This window comes from Anoxybacillus amylolyticus, from assembly GCF_001634285.1.
Taxonomy (GTDB): Bacteria; Bacillota; Bacilli; order Bacillales; family Anoxybacillaceae; genus Anoxybacteroides; species Anoxybacteroides amylolyticum.
Genome location: NZ_CP015438.1, coordinates 2,218,820 through 2,235,889, shown reverse-complemented (window position 1 = coordinate 2,235,889; position 17,070 = coordinate 2,218,820). Strand labels below are relative to the sequence as shown.

17 protein-coding genes and 1 riboswitch are annotated in these 17,070 nt (G+C 40.5%); of the genes, 15 read left to right on the top strand and 2 right to left on the bottom strand.

The annotated features are described in order from the left end of the window. Positions 1 to 20: 20 nt before the first annotated feature. The gene (locus GFC30_RS11280) at positions 21 to 302 is read right to left on the bottom strand and encodes a hypothetical protein (RefSeq protein ID WP_148660390.1); all 282 of its coding nucleotides are present in this window, start codon (positions 300 to 302) and stop codon (positions 21 to 23) included. 167 nt (positions 303 to 469) lie between these two features. Between GFC30_RS11280 and bioF the strand changes: the two genes are divergently transcribed. The 6 genes from bioF to GFC30_RS11250 all read left to right on the top strand — a co-directional run bounded on the left by bioF (position 470) and on the right by GFC30_RS11250 (position 5,513). Then, complete coding sequence (bioF, locus tag GFC30_RS11275; RefSeq protein ID WP_066325584.1) at positions 470 to 1,639, top strand: 8-amino-7-oxononanoate synthase; 1,170 nt, start codon at positions 470 to 472, stop codon at positions 1,637 to 1,639. Continuing rightward, positions 1,636 to 2,325 (top strand): alpha/beta fold hydrolase, encoded by a 690-nt coding sequence (locus GFC30_RS11270; protein ID WP_066325582.1) that lies wholly within the window; start codon positions 1,636 to 1,638, stop codon positions 2,323 to 2,325. Before bioF ends, GFC30_RS11270 begins: the two co-directional genes overlap by 4 nt. After that, entirely contained in the window at positions 2,318 to 3,103 is a 786-nt protein-coding gene (bioC, locus tag GFC30_RS11265; RefSeq protein ID WP_066325580.1) for a malonyl-ACP O-methyltransferase BioC, read from the top strand. Before GFC30_RS11270 ends, bioC begins: the two co-directional genes overlap by 8 nt. A gap of 73 nt (positions 3,104 to 3,176) precedes the next feature. Further along, positions 3,177 to 3,265: riboswitch (cyclic di-GMP riboswitch) on the top strand. Positions 3,266 to 3,296: 31 nt separating this feature from the next. Further along, a complete protein-coding gene (locus GFC30_RS11260; protein WP_066325578.1) occupies positions 3,297 to 3,938 on the top strand; it encodes a hypothetical protein in 642 nt (213 codons plus the stop codon). 149 nt (positions 3,939 to 4,087) lie between these two features. Then, entirely contained in the window at positions 4,088 to 5,200 is a 1,113-nt protein-coding gene (locus GFC30_RS11255) for an RNA-guided endonuclease TnpB family protein (protein ID WP_066325575.1), read from the top strand. A 115-nt stretch (positions 5,201 to 5,315) separates the two neighbouring features. After that, positions 5,316 to 5,513, top strand: coding sequence for a hypothetical protein (locus GFC30_RS11250; protein ID WP_066325573.1), 198 nt, complete (start codon positions 5,316 to 5,318; stop codon positions 5,511 to 5,513). A 70-nt stretch (positions 5,514 to 5,583) separates the two neighbouring features. Here GFC30_RS11250 and GFC30_RS11245 read toward each other — a convergent pair whose 3' ends face one another. After that, positions 5,584 to 5,961, bottom strand: a complete 378-nt coding sequence (locus GFC30_RS11245) for a MerR family transcriptional regulator (protein ID WP_066325571.1) — start codon at positions 5,959 to 5,961, stop codon at positions 5,584 to 5,586. Between the two features lie 99 nt (positions 5,962 to 6,060). Here GFC30_RS11245 and GFC30_RS11240 point away from each other — a divergent pair, with 99 nt between their 5' ends. From GFC30_RS11240 to GFC30_RS11195, 9 genes are all read left to right on the top strand, one after another. After that, on the top strand, positions 6,061 to 6,825 hold the full coding sequence (locus GFC30_RS11240; RefSeq protein WP_066325569.1) for an SDR family NAD(P)-dependent oxidoreductase: 765 nt from the start codon (positions 6,061 to 6,063) through the stop codon (positions 6,823 to 6,825). A gap of 147 nt (positions 6,826 to 6,972) precedes the next feature. Continuing rightward, the gene (locus GFC30_RS11235) at positions 6,973 to 8,166 is read left to right on the top strand and encodes a DnaD domain-containing protein (protein ID WP_066325560.1); all 1,194 of its coding nucleotides are present in this window, start codon (positions 6,973 to 6,975) and stop codon (positions 8,164 to 8,166) included. Between the two features lie 130 nt (positions 8,167 to 8,296). Then, complete coding sequence (locus tag GFC30_RS11230; protein WP_066325558.1) at positions 8,297 to 8,488, top strand: hypothetical protein; 192 nt, start codon at positions 8,297 to 8,299, stop codon at positions 8,486 to 8,488. 17 nt (positions 8,489 to 8,505) lie between these two features. Beyond that, positions 8,506 to 8,877 (top strand): VOC family protein, encoded by a 372-nt coding sequence (locus GFC30_RS11225; RefSeq protein ID WP_066325554.1) that lies wholly within the window; start codon positions 8,506 to 8,508, stop codon positions 8,875 to 8,877. Positions 8,878 to 9,219: 342 nt separating this feature from the next. Continuing rightward, on the top strand, positions 9,220 to 9,954 hold the full coding sequence (locus GFC30_RS11220; protein ID WP_066325551.1) for an MBL fold metallo-hydrolase: 735 nt from the start codon (positions 9,220 to 9,222) through the stop codon (positions 9,952 to 9,954). A 201-nt stretch (positions 9,955 to 10,155) separates the two neighbouring features. Further along, complete coding sequence (locus GFC30_RS16915; RefSeq protein ID WP_409978485.1) at positions 10,156 to 10,290, top strand: nucleoside triphosphate pyrophosphohydrolase family protein; 135 nt, start codon at positions 10,156 to 10,158, stop codon at positions 10,288 to 10,290. A gap of 899 nt (positions 10,291 to 11,189) precedes the next feature. Further along, the gene (locus GFC30_RS11205) at positions 11,190 to 12,944 is read left to right on the top strand and encodes a hypothetical protein (RefSeq protein WP_066325549.1); all 1,755 of its coding nucleotides are present in this window, start codon (positions 11,190 to 11,192) and stop codon (positions 12,942 to 12,944) included. A gap of 20 nt (positions 12,945 to 12,964) precedes the next feature. Beyond that, the gene (locus GFC30_RS11200; protein WP_066325546.1) at positions 12,965 to 14,476 is read left to right on the top strand and encodes a hypothetical protein; all 1,512 of its coding nucleotides are present in this window, start codon (positions 12,965 to 12,967) and stop codon (positions 14,474 to 14,476) included. 13 nt (positions 14,477 to 14,489) lie between these two features. Continuing rightward, entirely contained in the window at positions 14,490 to 17,036 is a 2,547-nt protein-coding gene (locus tag GFC30_RS11195) for a hypothetical protein (RefSeq protein ID WP_066325544.1), read from the top strand. Positions 17,037 to 17,070: the final 34 nt, after the last annotated feature.

Below are 17,070 nucleotides of genomic sequence, written 5' to 3'. Positions count from 1 at the left end.
ACAAGCGAGCTTTTTAGTGTTTAGTCGTCGTCATCGAGCAAATATTGTTCGAGAAAATCATCATCATCAGAAGTGTGATGCGAACGTTCGTATCCGGTTGAAACCGGTCCTAACAAACGGAATAAGGCGATAATGAGTGCTAAGCGGATGAGCAAACGCCGCAATCTTCCGCCAATCCGCACTCTCATCACAAGAAAATCATTTCCGACGGACAACAGTGTGCCCGTGAACGTTCCGTGCACCGTAATGACTCTAACCGTATGTCCAACTAAGTGGCGAGCTTCGTGGATAAAATTCATCATCTTCCCTCCTTTCCATAGTACTAAATGCAACAGTGCGATTAGTGGTATGGACAAATCGCTCAGTCTAACTATGGAATTTTGAAAAAACCGTTGTTGCGGAGGGCGGTCTATGATACGATATTTGTAAACTTTTTATTATAATAGGTTAACAAAAGGGGAGAGGGCGTTTGTGGCATGATTTTCACGTACAGCTAGACGAACTAGCCGAAAAAGCACAAAAACGGAAGCTTTACGAGGCAGATTCGGACGGCTGTTTTGTATGGATGGATGGAAAAAAGCTGTTTAATTTAGCGTCGAACAATTATTTAGGGCTAGCAAACGACGAACGACTTATCGAAGCAAGCGTTCGTGCAGCAAAAACGTACGGAGCCGGTGCGACCGCCTCGCGCTTAATCGTCGGCAATTTTTCGCTTTATCAAGAAGCCGAAGCGGCACTAGCCGAATGGAAAGGAAGCGAAGCGGCGCTTATCGTCAATAGCGGCTATACGGCTAACGTCGGCATTCTTTCGGCGATAGCGGGACGGGGCGCGGTTATTTTTAGCGATAAATGGAATCATGCAAGCATTGTCGATGGAGCGATTTTAAGCCGCGCCGACGTGAAACGGTATCGCCATAACGACATCGATCATTTAGAAGCACTTTTGCAAAAAACGGATAAGCAAAAACGCAAAATCATTGTGACGGATACGGTTTTTAGCATGGATGGTGATATTGCGCCATTGTGTGAGCTTGTCCGTCTGAAAGAAGCGTACGGAGCGCTACTTGTCGTTGACGAAGCGCACGCAAGCGGTGTGTACGGCGAAAAAGGCGAAGGTCTTGCCCACCATCTTGGCATCGCCGAGCAAGTCGATCTTCAAATGGGCACATTTAGTAAAGCGCTTGGGGCGTTTGGCGCATATGTAGCTGGAAAAAAAGTGCTCATCGACTATTTGATTAACCATATGCGTTCATTCATCTTTACGACCGCCCTTCCACCGGCGGTGCTCGGAGCGATCCGCGCAGCGGTAGCTGTTGTTCAAGAAGCGCACGAACGGCGCAGACAGCTTCACGAATTAAGCTTCTATTTCCGCACGCGCCTGCAAGCGCTCGGGTTTGATACCGGACGAAGCATCACCCAAATCGTGCCTGTCATCGTCGGGGATAACGAACGGGCTGTGCGATTCAGCCGTCATTTGCAAGAACGGGGGATTGCTGCGGTGGCGATTCGTCCGCCGACGGTTCCAGAAGGCACAGCGCGCATTCGCTTTTCGCTAATGGCGACGATGACGAAAGAGCAGCTTGATTGGGCGCTTGCTCAAATTGCAGCAGTCGGAAAAGAAATGAAGGTGATTTCATGAATACTGTTTTCCTTCCAGGCTGGGGGATGAAGGGGGAGGTTTTTTCGCCACTTGTAGAGGCGTTGGCGCCACCAACATGTACAGTCGTCGAATGGGAAGGGATTGAGGCGGTTGAGTGTTTTCGCAAGCGAGCGGAACAGGCGCTTGCTGCTCCATCGCTTCTTATCGGTTGGTCGCTCGGGACGCTAGTTGCCTTAGAAATGGCGCATGCATTTCCCGAGCGTGTCACGAAACTTGTACTTATCAGCGGTACGAGCCGGTTTGTGGCTGATAATGATTACCCGTCCGGATGGCATTCGCGTATCGTCGAGCGGATGAAAAAGCAGCTAAAAAAACATCCAGAAGAAACGCTTACCTCGTTTGGCTCGTCGTTATGGGCGGAAGGGGAAACGGGCGACATTTCCGAGGTGATGCATCGCGACCGTCTTGAAGAACTAACGATTGGCCTGGACTATTTAGTGACCGCCGATGCGCGTCCGTGGCTTTCACAATTGCACATGCCAGTGCTTCTTTTGCACGGAGAAAACGATGGGATTTGCCCGCCGGAAGCAGCGCGTTATATCGCAGAACGTGTGCCTAATGCTAAATTTGTCCTTCTTCCGAATACCGGGCATGTGCCGTTTTGGACAAAAACGAGGGAATGCACCTATTCGATTCGAACATGGGGAGGTGAAATCGATGATTGACAAACAACTCGTGCAAAAACGGTTTAGCGAGCGGGCGAGTACGTACGATCAGTTTGCGAGCGTGCAAAAAACGATGGCGAACGAACTCATGCGCCGCATCGCTGTTCTACCAAAAACGATTCTTGAAATCGGCTGCGGTACTGGCTATTTAACGGAAAAGCTTCGCCAAGCGTTTCCGGAAGCAAGCATTACAGCGGTCGATATCGCCGAAGGGATGATCGCGGTAGCGAAAGCGCGTCTTGGCGGTAGTGATATCGTTTGGCGTTGTGGCGATATTGAAGCGATGGGGATCGAGGAACGGTATGACTTAATCATTTCTAACGCGACGTTTCAATGGTTGAATGAAGCAGAGCGGACGATCACACGGCTTTTTTCTTCTTTAAATGAAGGAGGTCAGCTGCTTTTTTCGACGTTTGGCGCGCAAACGTTCCATGAATTGCACACTTCGTTTCAAGCGTCGTTGCAACAACACCGTATCACAGAAGCGCTTCGCATCGGCCCGACGTTTCCAACGCTTGTCGAGTGGCTTGCTTGTTGTGAGCGGGCGACGAATACGGTTGTTTTCGGCAACGAAACGTTTATCGTCGAGCACTTCCCGTCCGTCCGCGACTTTTTCTTATCGCTTCGCCATATCGGTGCGACGAACAGCACAACGGGCCGCTATTGCCAACGTCCGTCTGTATTTAAAACGTTAGTGCGAGAATACGAGGAGCGTTTTTCCGAAGACGGAGCTATTTGCGCCACGTACCATTGCTTATTTTTCGACATCACCCGGTAAGGGTGGTGCTTTTTGTTGATTCATCCTAACTGATTCGAAATACCCATGACAAGATTCGACAACAAAATTACAATAAGTTTAAGGGCAAACCATGTGAAAACTTGGGACGCAAAGCTATAGGGGCTAAAATAGCCATTGCTATTATGCCAGCCAGCTGCCGTTCACAGGTAAAAAATTAGAGGGGTGAATGTATATGAAAAAATTAGCGGTAGGAGCATTAGCTGCTTCATTGATTTTTTCCCAAGGGCTAGGTGTGGCTGATGCCAAAGGGAAAGACACAAAAAAAGCAAAAACTAAAAAAGTTGCGCAAGTGGACAGCGATCAAAACGGAATTCCTGATGATTGGCAAAAGAAATACCATTTAGGAAAGGGAAAATCGATCGCTACGAAAGATTTCGATAAAGACGGTTTAACCAATATTCAAGAATATCAATTGAATTTAAATCCAAAAGCGAAAGATACAGACAGAGATGGAATTTCCGATGGACAAGAAGATAACGATAAAGACGGTTTGACAAACCTTCAGGATATCCAAGCGAAATTAAGCCCTGTGTCGGCTGATACGGATAAAGACGGCATCAAAGATTCAGATGAAGACAATGATTCCGATAAATTAACAACGAAAGAAGAGTTTATTGTTGGGACAAATCCGGTGAATGCTGACTCGGATAAAGATGGCACACCTGATGGTGAAGAAGATAAAGATGGTGACAAAATCGCGAACTATGTGGAATTCGAATTGAAATATAACCCTAACGATTCTGATAGCGATCACGACGGTGTGTCAGATATCGATGAAGACTATGATAACGACGGATTATCCAATGGTGCTTAAATTCAACGGCATTAGGCAAGGAGTCCCCCACCTCTAAGCGAAGGGAAGGTGGGGAGGAATTGCCCTTTTTTACTTTTTGCACGAAAAACGGTTCATCCTTTAATATCATGGTATAATTGTATATATAATGAAAAAAGGAGGTGAAACGTATGGAATTGGTCGTCACCGCTAAAATTCGGTTGTTACCAACAGAAGCTCAACACCTGCAACTCGTGGAAACGATGCAAGCGATGAAACAAGCGTTGAACTTTGCATCGAAAGTCGCATACGAACACCATCTGCTTTCCTCGTTTAAGAAACTGCAAGTCTTGGTGTATCGAGACTTGCGAGAGTTGTTCGGACTAAAATCACAAATGGCGTGTAATGTGTGTACCATTGTCGCAGGTGTCTATGCGTCCATGAAATCCAATGGCGAACGCACGCTAGCGGTGTTTAAAAAGCCTAAACTCCAATATTCGTACAATCGAGACTACTCGTTTACGAAAGACGGACAGATGAGCATTGGCACGCTAAACAAACGAATCAAAATGCCTTTTCTGACAAAAGGACAGGAACGCTATTTCGACGGCTCTTGGGAGTTTGGCACAGGTACACTTGTGTACAAAAAAGGAAAATTCTACTTGCATGTCGCAGCGAAAAAAGTGATCCATCCCCCTTCGGTGTATCAACACGTGGTCGGTGTGGACATGGGGATGCGCTTTTTAGTGACCGCTGTAGATTCACACAACCGTCATTTGTTTATCAAGGGCACTCCCATTCAGAGCGTCAAAGCACGATACGTCCGACTTCGCAAAGAGCTCCAACAACGCAACACGAAATCCGCTAAACGCAAGCTAAAGAAAATCGCTGGACAAGAAAACCGTTTCATGACCAATGTCAATCATTGTGTCAGCAAGGCACTTGTTCAGTTTGCAGGAAAGCATAGCTTGCTTGTCCTAGAGGATTTGACAGGCATCAACGATACGGTGTGCGTTCGCAAAAAAGACCGATACGTGCGATTCACATGGGCGTTCGCTCAACTCCGCTCGTTCATTGAATACAAAGCACGACTACACGACAGCCACGTCCTTGCCGTTCATCCTGCTTACACGAGCCAGCAATGCCCAACATGTGGGTTTACACATAAAAACAACCGCAAAAAACAGATTCATACGTTTATATGTGGGGCATGTGGCTATACATCCAATGATGATAGAGTAGGGGCGTTAAACTTACGCCAAAAGGGAATCGAGTACCATCATGGCGTGACCGCCCAAGCATGACTTGTGTGGTCGGGGTGCCGTCAACCACCCTCATGCAACCCCACGCGAAGGAAGGAGGACGAAGTCCGCTTGCACTTCTGGGGAGTTGCAAGCCCCCACTTCAAGCGTTAGATAAGTGGGGGTAGTTGACTTAGGTTACAATCTTAAAGAGGCTGACAGTGATCATGACGGCGTAGCAGATGTCAACGAAGATGAAGACGGTGACGGATTGTCCAACGGCGCTGAAGGGAAGTTAGAGAATCATTGTGACCATCATAATTATGATGATGGAATTGATAACAATGAATCGTCAAACGAAGCTGTTACTCCATAATTAACGTAAACAAAAGGGCTTAAACGTGTAAGGACAAATGATCTAGGTCATCTAACGAAGCAGCTCACGATTAGGTGGGCTGCTTGTTTTTCATGCGAGCCATATATTGTTTGTACGACTCAATTTTGTCAGACAGCATTTTTTCGGTTGCCGTTAAGGTGTGAAGCTGTTCTTGAATGGCGCGCTGGTGTTCTTCTAACAGTGCTAATCGTGCGGTTGTCGTATGCTCGCCTTCAAGATATAATTCGGTGTATTTTCTAATTTTTGCAATCGGCATTTTCGTTTTTTTTAGTTGGATGACGAAACGAAGCCATGTCAAGTGCTCTTTGCGATATACTCGATTTCCGTTCGCATCGCGGTCTGGGACAACAATTTTTTCTTTTTCATAATATCGCAACGTATGGGGGCTAACGCCTAATAAGTCAGCAATTTCGCTAATTGTATACATTTCATTCACTCCTCATATTTTATTATAAAAAACATTTGACTTCGAGTAAACTCTAACGAATATAATCGAGTCATCCTTAAAATAAATGGAGGAATGAAGATGAAGTATACGGTCATTACAGGAGCAAGTTCAGGAATTGGGTATGAGGCGGCACTAGCGTTTGCTGCACGTGGGAAAAACTTAGTTATTGCTGCACGACGACAAGAGAAACTTGAGGAATTAAAGGCAGAAATTGCTCGTCGATATCCAGAAGTGGATGTCGTTATCCGCACAACCGATTTATCTGAACGCGAACATGTATATGCGTTTTACGAAAGTTTGCGGGAGTTGGAGCTAGAGACGTTGGTGAACAATGCGGGCTTTGGCAATTTTGCTTCTGTCGCGGAGCAAAACTTAGAAAAAATCGAAAAAATGTTGCGCCTAAATATTGAGGCATTAACCATTTTATCGTCACTTTTTGTTCGTGATTATGCCCATGTGGAAGGAACACAGCTCATTAACGTTTCGTCTGGTGGAGGTTACACGATCGTCGGAAATGCGATTACGTACTGCGCGACGAAATTTTACGTGAGCGCTTTTACGGAAGGGTTAGCGCATGAGTTGGCGTCACAAGGGGCGAAAATGAAAGCAAAAGTATTAGCGCCAGCAGCAACCGAAACCGAGTTTGCTAAACGTGCATTTGATGTAAATGAGTTTGATTACCATGTTACTGTGCCGAAATTTCATACAGCAAAGGAAATGGCAGAATTTTTGCTTGCTTTATATGACAGTGACAAAGTGGTCGGGATTGTCGATGGGTACACGTACGAATTTCAACTTCGCGATCCGATTTATCCGTTTGCGATGAGAACAACGCAAAAATAAGGGGAGAAAAAGCAACTCGAAACGGGGTTGCTTTTTTTCGTAGGTGAACCGTCCGGAAAATTTTTTGCTTGACCGCCTATCTTTTCAAACGTTTTGCATAGATAGATGAAGTAGGAACGAAGATATTGACGGAAAGGAGAGGTCAAGATGTATATTTCCAAACAACTGGCTTGCCAAATTGGGGTGAATGAAAGCATTGTTCTTTGCGATCTTCATCAGCTGCTTCAAGAAACGGGGAGCGATTGGGTAGTACTGACATACGAAGAATGGCAAAAACGCCTACCGTTTTGGTCGCCAAGCACAATTCGCCGTGTCGTTCGCAAGCTTGAACGGCTTGGGTACATCGAGTCGGGTAACTTTAACAAAAATAAAGTCGACCAAACGAAATCGTATCGGCTGAATAACGAGGAGTTGCAAAAACAACGTATTGTGCTAACAGAAGAACGGCTATTCGCGGCAACCACGTCGTTTATGGAGGAAACAGAACCACAACGTACGGAAAAAGAACAACATAGAATGCATCAACTAAACATTGTTCTAAATAATCAATATAAACATATCGAACAACACCGCACGCCGATAAAGCAATTGGGAGAGGTAGACGGCCAAGCAGATGATCCGCACGGCGAACACGATGAAGCAGACGACCAGCGCGGTGAACGAGATGGTCAACATGGCGAGATAGATGATCAGCATGGTGAGGTAGACGTGCAACATGGCAAGACAGATGGTCAATGTGGCAGAGCAGATGGTCAAAATGACGAGGCAGATGTTCTATCGAGCAGAGCAAGTATTCAAGATGGTGCGCCGACTGGTTATGCTAAGCAAATAGGAAGTCTAGCGCTGCTTTCTTTATCAACTGCTGAGAAACATATGTTGCAGCAACGAAACTTAAATACACAACAGAGAATAAATATAAATAGATCTATTAATAACAAAGATGAAATAGAAAAGAAGAATGTCTTTTCTTTTTATCGTCAACATCATTTTTACCCTTATAACGAACAGGTGAAGCAGCGAATGAACGACTGGATCCAGAAAATGGGTGCCCCACTTGTGCTTGAGGCGCTGAAAACCGCGCTCGAATATGGGAGTACGTCATGGAAATATGTTGAGGCTGTGCTGACAGATTGGCAAAACAAGCATTATAAAACGGTTCACGACATCGAGCAGGCAAGGAAGCGAAAGAAGGTTTACTCGATGTCGAGCGCTGCGCCGATTCGGAAAGAATGTGTGCCGGATTGGTTGGAAGAATACAAAAAGCAATGGGAAGCACCTGCCCCGCCTGAGACGCCAGTCGATGTCGAGGCGCTCAAAGAGCGGTTGAAGCGGTACAAATAACGCCATTGCACGCAGCTTTTTCGTTCCAAAAGAGTGGGGAATATTGTAAAATGAGGAAAAGGGACCTTCGGACACTTGTTAGCAAAACTTTTGGAACAAACAGCACCTCTTTGGTGAAAGTGTTTGTTGTGTGTTGGCGGTGTTTTGGCATGGGGAAATACAAGTTGTCATATTTCAGCAGCAGAACCGTGAGAGTGCACTTTTAGAAGTGGTGCCAGCATTGTATCAGGTGAGAGTTGTGGCCAACATTTGGGCGATTGAAGTGATTGTGTTTATAGTGGTCGCAGCTTCCTTGGTATGGGTGCGTCTTGCAAAAATCTGAAAACAAAGGGAAGGAAGATGAACGTTGTTGTTAGACGACTTGACCATGTGCAAATTTGCGTTCCGATCGGCGCGGAAGACGAAGCACGCGCCTTTTACACCGATGTGCTCAGCTTTGTCGAAATCGAGAAACCAGACGCGCTGAAAGCAAACGGAGGTCTTTGGTACAAAGTCGGTAATGTTGAATTACATATCGGTGTTGAAAATCGTAAAGGCTACCGAAGCAACGGCCATCCGGCGTTTGAAGTGGAAAACGTAGAAGCGGTGTGTGGTTATTTAGAAGATAATGGTGTTGTAACATATGATGAAAAGGCTATTCTAGGTGCCGTTCGCTTTTCCTTTCGCGATCCATTTAACAACCGAATCGAGTTTTTAGAGAAACGGCAATGAAGATTTTCCGAAAGTACCATCGCGCTCTTTTTCATCACTCGAAGAAAGATAGCTTTTGGAGATCGCCGTTTTTGCTTGCGAAATGGTCGTCATGTTTGATTTTGCCACAGAGGGCATAGTGAGTTTTTGTTTGGTCATGAAAACTTTAATCGCACTCTCTTGATTTGGTGGTATTAGGGAAAAGAGAGTTTTTTTCATTCCGTAGGTAACAATGATTCGAAAACATCTAAAAAATATTGACAAATTTAAATTTATATTATATAATAAATATTTATTTACAAAATAAAAAATATGTGTTAAAAATATATGTGGAGTACAAACGAATAGCGAGGAGGCTGGCGGATGAAAGTGACACATGGAGTGGAAATGTTAGAACTCGAAATAGAGACTTTCGGTCAGTGGATGGTATTCAATCCGACGCTGATTTGGGATGAAGAGGGAGCAGTGTTGATTGATACTGGGGTGCCTGGGCAGATGCAAGCGATTCGTCGAGCAATGAATCGAGCAGGTATTTCTTTTGAACAATTGAAGGCAATTATCATCACTCACCAAGATATTGATCACATCGGCAGTCTTCCAGCCATTCTGCAGGAATGCGGCAAGCGCGTCAAAGTGTATGTGCATGCGCTCGAAAAGCCTTATATTGAGGGAGAACGTCCATTAATCAAGCTAGATCCCAACCGAATGCCGAAAGAAAAGTGGGAATCGCTTCCGCCAGTACTGCAGGCGTTGGCGAAAAATCCGCCGCGGGCGAAAGTCGATGAGGTGTTAGAAGATAATCAGGAGCTTCCGTATGGCGGAGGGATTCAAGTCATTTTTACACCGGGTCATACACCGGGTCATATTAGCCTTTATTTAAAGAAGCATAAGTTGCTCGTCGCCGGGGATGCGATTGCTTGTCTAAATGGTGAATTGCTAGGACCGATGCCAGAGGCAACATTGGATATGACAGAAGCCACGCGTTCGCTTGTAAAACTTGCTGATTTAGATATCGATTCAGTAATTTGTTATCACGGTGGTTTGTGCAATAGCAATGTCAAAGCGCAGCTACGCCGGCTTGTTGGGCAGACAGAATAAGTAACCCTCTTGGGTGATATTCGTGCCACAGACGAAACGTATAGGGTAAAAGTTTTAATAACTTTCTGAAAAACAAGCGACAGCCTGAATCCTTATCAATAGGACTCGGGCTGTTTTGGTGTGTTGAACAAGGGGTTTTTATTCAAAAAAGACAGGAAATATTGTAAAATGGAAAAGAGGAAGAAGCAGGTGGGGGGTGCGATGCCAGTATATAACAAACTTATCGGTGACAACATTCCGAAAGTGATCGAAGCGGCTGGGGAAACGTTTATGATGCGAACATTAAACGACGAAGAATACCGCCAAGAATTGCGAAAAAAGCGTTTGAAGAGCTAGATGAATACGTACGAGCGGAGGACGATGCAGCGGCGATAGAGGAGTTGGCGGATCATACATTAAACATGTACATGTAAGTTGTCTATATTATGTTTATTTGCACTGCGATCGGAAAAGTAGACAGCATAAATTCGGTCAACGTGAAGGAATCATAGTGGTAAAGCTCTGGTTCCTTTCCTTTTCTCGTCTTTTTCCTAGTGTCTCAGAACCCCGTGAAACTGTCAAGGAGAGCACTTGACAGCCCCACGGAATTCTGAGGAGAGATCGGTAAGACGAGAAGGAGGAAATATAGCCCAATTTATAAATATAGTCAGGATCTGTAATCTCAAGATGATGTGCAATGACTTTTACACTCTCTCCCGCCAAGGCTCTTTGAACGGCTTCCATCTTCAATTCTGGAGAATAGCTTTTATAAGTTCTTTGTTTTTTGACATGTTCATCGGCTCCTTCCGGTCTTCTGTATGGACATCTTTTTCCCGATTTATACATGTCTACTTTTAAAGGCTCACTCCTCCTTCCGGTCTTCTGTATGGACATCTTTTTCCCGATTTATACATGTCTACTTTTAAAGGCTCACTCCAATTTTACCATTAAACATCCGACAAAATTCGACAGTCATTGCGATTTTTTTGAGTTAAAATAACTATGCATACTTTTGGTTCATCACCACAACATGTACTTGACAAGTGATACGCTTTCTTGAACAAGAATGTGCAAAAATCATTGGTTTGCTGATTCTTCCTCGCAAGCGTCAGTAGAGCCTGTTATAAAAAATCAAGCACAACTTTTGGTGAAGAGCCATACTTTTATCAATTAGTTAATAAATGGGTTAGCGGTAACTGTTCTAAATAAAAACGAGGTTAAATTTAATAACTATCGATAACTGGAGTGTTGATAGAATGACGGTTAATAATTATATTAAGTACTTGAATTCGCTGAATAATGCTAATAGCTCTAATGAAAATGCTATTGCTGAATCTCAGATCAGTAATCCTTATTATGAAAAAATACGCGTTGACAGGAATATAGGTCAATATATTATTCAAAAAATTAAACAATCTCCTAATGTAGTGATACTCACTGGACACGCTGGAGATGGAAAAACCAGCCTCTTGTATCAAATTTTAAAATCATTAGATGTTTTAACTGGTAATTCGATTAGCAAATTTCAAGAGGTTTATTCTAAACAGTTAAACACAACTATTTTTTACGTGAAGGATATGAGTGAGTTAAATAAAGAGGAGCAGGTTAACGTATTAAAACGTGCTTTAGATATTAAAAATCAAGGTGGCTCATCTATATTAGTTTCAAATACTGGACCTTTGCTAGAGGCTTTCAAAGGCTTAGAGCAGACTTATCCTACAGGAGTGTCGATTACTGAAATTGAAATGAATTTATTAAAATTAATGGATGAAAACAAAGGGGATATAGGGAAAGTAGGGAAGCATGATGTTTTATTAATCAACATGGCAAGGATTGACAATGTAATTGTTGTTCCTAGATTAATCAGAAACTTATTAGCTGAGGAGTTATGGATAGAGTGTAGCAAATGCGAATCAAAGCAAAAATGCCCTATTTATCATAATTATCTCTCTGTTAAAGAAAACTATGCGAATGTGGAAAAATTTATCTCTTCATACTATAGATGGCTATATGAAACAGATAGAAGGCTAACTATTCGACAGATCTTGTCGCAAATTTCTTATAGCATTACCGGCAACCTCACTTGCGACGACATTAAGAATAAATCGAATAGAAACATACTCTTTAACTATCATTTCTTCAACCTATTTTTTGGGTATGGAGGTGTAACCAAAAACAAAGATGCGCTACAAATCAGAGCTATTCAAGAATTGCAGAATTTGCAACTTGATTCCAAAGAATTACCTAATGATTATTCAATTTTTGTTCGAGAAGATTTTTCCTTTTTAACCCGAACAGTGAGGGAGATTATTCAGCCTATCTGGAGTCATAAAATGAGAGGATACACAACATTATCCTCTGACTTATTGAAAAGTGAGGAGGCTCGTGAGCTTAGAAAAGCTGTTAGAAGAGCTCAAATTTTATTTGGAAATCACGACGAAGATTCAATGTCTAACATGTTAAATAGGCTTTTTTCCCCTGTGTTTAGTGAATATTTAAAAATACGATCTAAGCAGTTAAGCTTACCAGAAATAAGAGAAATTAAAAATAAAATAGTAAAGGCTTTGTATACTATGTTTGTAGGATTTCCGATGAATAACTCGGACGAAGAAGTAATATATCTTCCTGTCAATCGCAAAGAAATGGCTCAACCAGTACAACTGTTGCTTGGAAAGATAGAGACATCTAGCATTTATGTAAAACAAAATTATATAACATCAGTGTACGATCAAGAAGAAGGTTATTACAGGCTAGAATTAAGATTTGAAAATGTCGATAAATTCCCTATTTCACTAATGTTGCTTGATTACTTTAATAAAGTTATCAAGGGGGCGGTGTCAACTAAATTGAATCCTTCGCTGAGCCATGGTGTGGATAAGTTGAAATCCAAATTATACCAGGAGTATAGATTCAAAGGGCATCAACCTGAAAGTAAAATTTTGGTTCACACGGTAAAAGGACCGAAAATAATCACTTTAGAAATTTATGATAAAGAAATTTATGTAAAATAATATGACTGGGAGGGATTTTTTTGTTTCCGCATTTAAAAGATTTTGAACAAGATTCGGAAAATTTACAAATACAAATTTATGGTCAAAGAATTTACCGTAGTCAAACCTTATATGAGTATCTTTTAGAATTTCTCCTTGTTTTTATTTCTCCGAAAGGGGAAAGTGACTCTGTGGATAGTGCAGACCAAGGTTTTTCATTTTTTGTTCCTAAAAATAGTACGTTGAAATACTTCCCCAATCCTCGAATAGGATTAAAAAGATTTATTTTCCTTAATAAGAGCGATCCTGAAAAGAGATTTGGGGTTGATAAAGATGCATTGAGCAGTTTTAGAGCATATCTACAAGAAAATATAGAAATTGATAATTCTAACTTAAATTCGGATATGGTTTTGGATATTATTCAGGATTTGTTGTATAGCTTCAATGCAGTTACTGGAGGAAGATCTTGGTTTGCCCAATCACTTCTTCCGGTAGCTCCTGAGCTTATTTTTTGTGAGGCTATGGGAAAAAAAGCTGTTCGAAAATCTATGGAATACGAAAGAAATGATAAGAAAGTCGATAAAGCTTTCTCATTTACTGATAGAGCATTCATGGCTAGAGGAGGAGAAGTTTATTATTTACATGTTTTACAAGGAATTTTACAAAAGCCGGAATATGAAGAAAGGCTTGTTGAAGGATTAAGGAGCTTAGTACAAGGGATACCTCAGCTAAGTGAAGTAGCAAACTATATTCAAAAAATGTGGTTTCTTTATCATTATGAAGATAATTCTATAGATTCTGACGGAATTATGTGGATAAAAAAGGAAGTTAGCTGGATTCCGGATAACTACTCGCTTAGAGCGGGGTATACTGTTATTGAGTTAGATAATTTATTAAGAAGTAAATTAGATCCTTTTGAAAAAATAGAGTTATTAGGTTCGCTTATAGTTATACAGATAATCAGGATGATGTGTTTACAATCTACAAAATTGCTTTACAATGATGATAATCAAGAATGGCTAATAGATTTAACAGATGATCCTAGTGGATCTATTAGGAAAATGGCTGTATCATCTTACCGAAAGTTGGAAGAGAATGTTTTTAGAGTTGTTCATGAGGCCAATCTAAAGAAATACCAAGAAAAACTAAGATCTCAAAATAAGAAAAGTAGCGAGATGCATATATATAAAGAAGCATCGGAAGATACAAATAAATTGGTTCGGCGGCTCGGGAAAGATATAGAATTTGTTGTACCACCAACAGGGAAGAACATGCGGCTTACTTTAAACGAAAATATGATTAAGCTACTTGTTACTAGTTTAATTATTCCTGGGGAGAGAATACTTTTCTCAACATTTTTAAATAAATGTTATGAACATTTCAGAATGGTTATAGGACCGATTGAAGCTTTAAAACATTTTGGGGAAAAACAAAATTTAGATTTAAGCTCATTTGACGAGAATGTTAATATTATGCAACAAATGCTTAAGGATTGTGGTTTTTTAAGGGACTTATCTGACGCTGTTTCTATTGTAGAAAATCCATTTGTATAAAGGGTGATAGGGTTTGAGAAGGTATGTAAATGAGATTGTTAATATCATAAGTGAGCACATCGATATAAATGGGAATTCCTTTTTTCGTTTAGATCATTTTGTTCATCCTGAGGTTTATTTGAACGTTTATTTACACTTTAAAGAACGTAACTTAAAATTCACAGCAAAACTAGCAAAAGAGAAATATGATCTTTTTTCAAACGAAAATTCAAAAGGAAAATTATATGAAAATGTTTTAGAAAAGTTAATGGAAGAAAAAGTAGTGAGTTCTGGAGAACAGATGACTAAATGGAGAAATTTGTTTGCAGAGGAAAAAGGACTAGTTATTTTGATGGGAACAGAGAGTGTAGAAGATAAAGGAGGATTAGCTGATTTTTATTGCATAACTCCGAGAACAATAGAAGAAAAATTAAATGGGGAATATTACCGCTGGTTTAGTGAGCTTATTGATATTAGTGATAATACAGAAAAGAATCTCATTAATAACTTTTTTAAGAGTGTTTTCCAACATATTCCTAGTGATTTGGTTAAATTAAGTACGATCGTGGATGAGCTTGTAAAAAAGGAGTTGAATGACGCAGAAAAAATTGTAGAGTTTGTAGCGTCTAGATTTTCTGACTATTTTGGATTGCCTAATATCAAAAGCATAGATGCCGTATGGCTATCGAAATTAAAAAGTAATAAACGGATGGATATTATAGATAAAGCAGTAAAGTTTATTACTCGAACTGATTATAAAGAGGGAGTGTCTGAAAAAGAGTTTAAAAAGATAGAAGATAAATTTGAACAGTTCGAACAACTTCATCCGGAATTGATAACAAATTTTCAAGATGAAATATTACGAGAATTCAATAGTTTTTCGGAATTCAAGGAAGCAGTGTTTGATTTCATAAAAGGGAAAAATATAGATTTGCTTAGAGGGAAGCTCTCTAACATAGATTTTAATTTACTAGAAAAAATTCTTAATATTCGAGTGTCATCAGGATCAAAAAGTACAAAGGATAAAGTAAAAAAAATCCATGGATCTCCTTTACAAGCATATGCGAAAATTTTAATTGATTCAGTAGAGTCAGATGATCTAATAAACGAATCAATAGACATAAAAATAAGGGTAACCGAAGTTGTGTTAACGGATACTATTAATGATGACGAGCATAAGTTTGATAAGTGGCATGATTTATGTATCTCTTTGGGGGGGATTGTAGATTACATAAATCAAGAGCTAGATGAAGAAGTAAATGTATCGTATGTAGACAATCAAGATCCTTTTACATTACAGAATTTTAAACATATCAATATTAAGGCAGATACTAACACGGAAAGGTTATCTAAAATTTATTTTGAAACTTATATAAACGATAAAGTAAGAAAAGAGTATGTTTGGAATTTCAGTCCATATGAATACTGGTTGCAGGCTTTTTCTCATACAAAGTTTTTAAAAGAACTTATTGATACAGATGAGGTTTTTTTGCCGATTTTTTATAGCAAGGGAATATTGAATCTTTTAGCTAGCACGGATAGCGAGTCGTTTCATTTCTATTTGAGAAACTTATCACTTGAATACACTAATATTTTTTCACTATTTCCTAGCGAAGTGAGAAATAGTGTGATTTTCACCAAACTATACCAATTGACTGCACCATTTTTATCATTTGTACAAGGGATTAGTGAAAATGGATTATACAACACAATTAGCGCTTTTAATAAAGACGGTGCGATTATGTTTGTTAGTAAATATGTGGAAGTGATAAACGATATTACCGAAAAGGTAGAAAGTTTAAACGATGAGGAAAAAAACTATTTGCATTTGGTGGCGAACTTACTGCTTTTGGTGCCTAGCAAGGATGAAGCAGAAAATAAATTAGATTTGACCGGGGCTGTAGTCCCTCCATATCATCCAGCAATGTTAGAGAAAATAATAGAACAGCAAGCATTTCAGCGAAAAGGGTTTGCAGAACTTATTCAACTAGCCAAGAGAGAAAAACTAACTAAAAATTTCATTCTGAAAAGAATGGAGAAAATCGATAAACAATCTACAATCATATCTGGTGTGGACATTATTTATTCAAGCAATAATGCTAGTCGGGTTACCCGAGACGTATTTGGATACTATGCACTATATGGAAAAGGAGTAGCGGATGAAGTTTATTTAAATCATCCGTCTTTCACGGGCTTAGGTAGGTCTTTAGATGAAGATTTCGATAGCCAAGAGGTTCTATCGGAAACATCAAGTTCACAATTAGTATTTAACCATATGAAGCAGTATGTTCAAACTTTCCCATCTAATGTTGACTCTCTATCGGTATGTTTTATTAACTTTGAACAATTACAAATCATAGTTGCTGCTCTTCATAAATTTATCGAAGAATATAAAGGGTCATTTCGGTATGTAAATTTAAAAATAAACATCATATCGCCATTAAATACTCAACACGGAAAAAGGTACTTGAGTTTTTGGCTAGATAATTTCTTTAGCGAGGATGATAATGTAAATATAGAAACTTATTATAGTTATATGGACATAAAAAATGTTTGTAAGCGTCAAACTCTTCCCACCTAGTTTTGCCCCTACATCCGTGCCATAATTTCTTTAG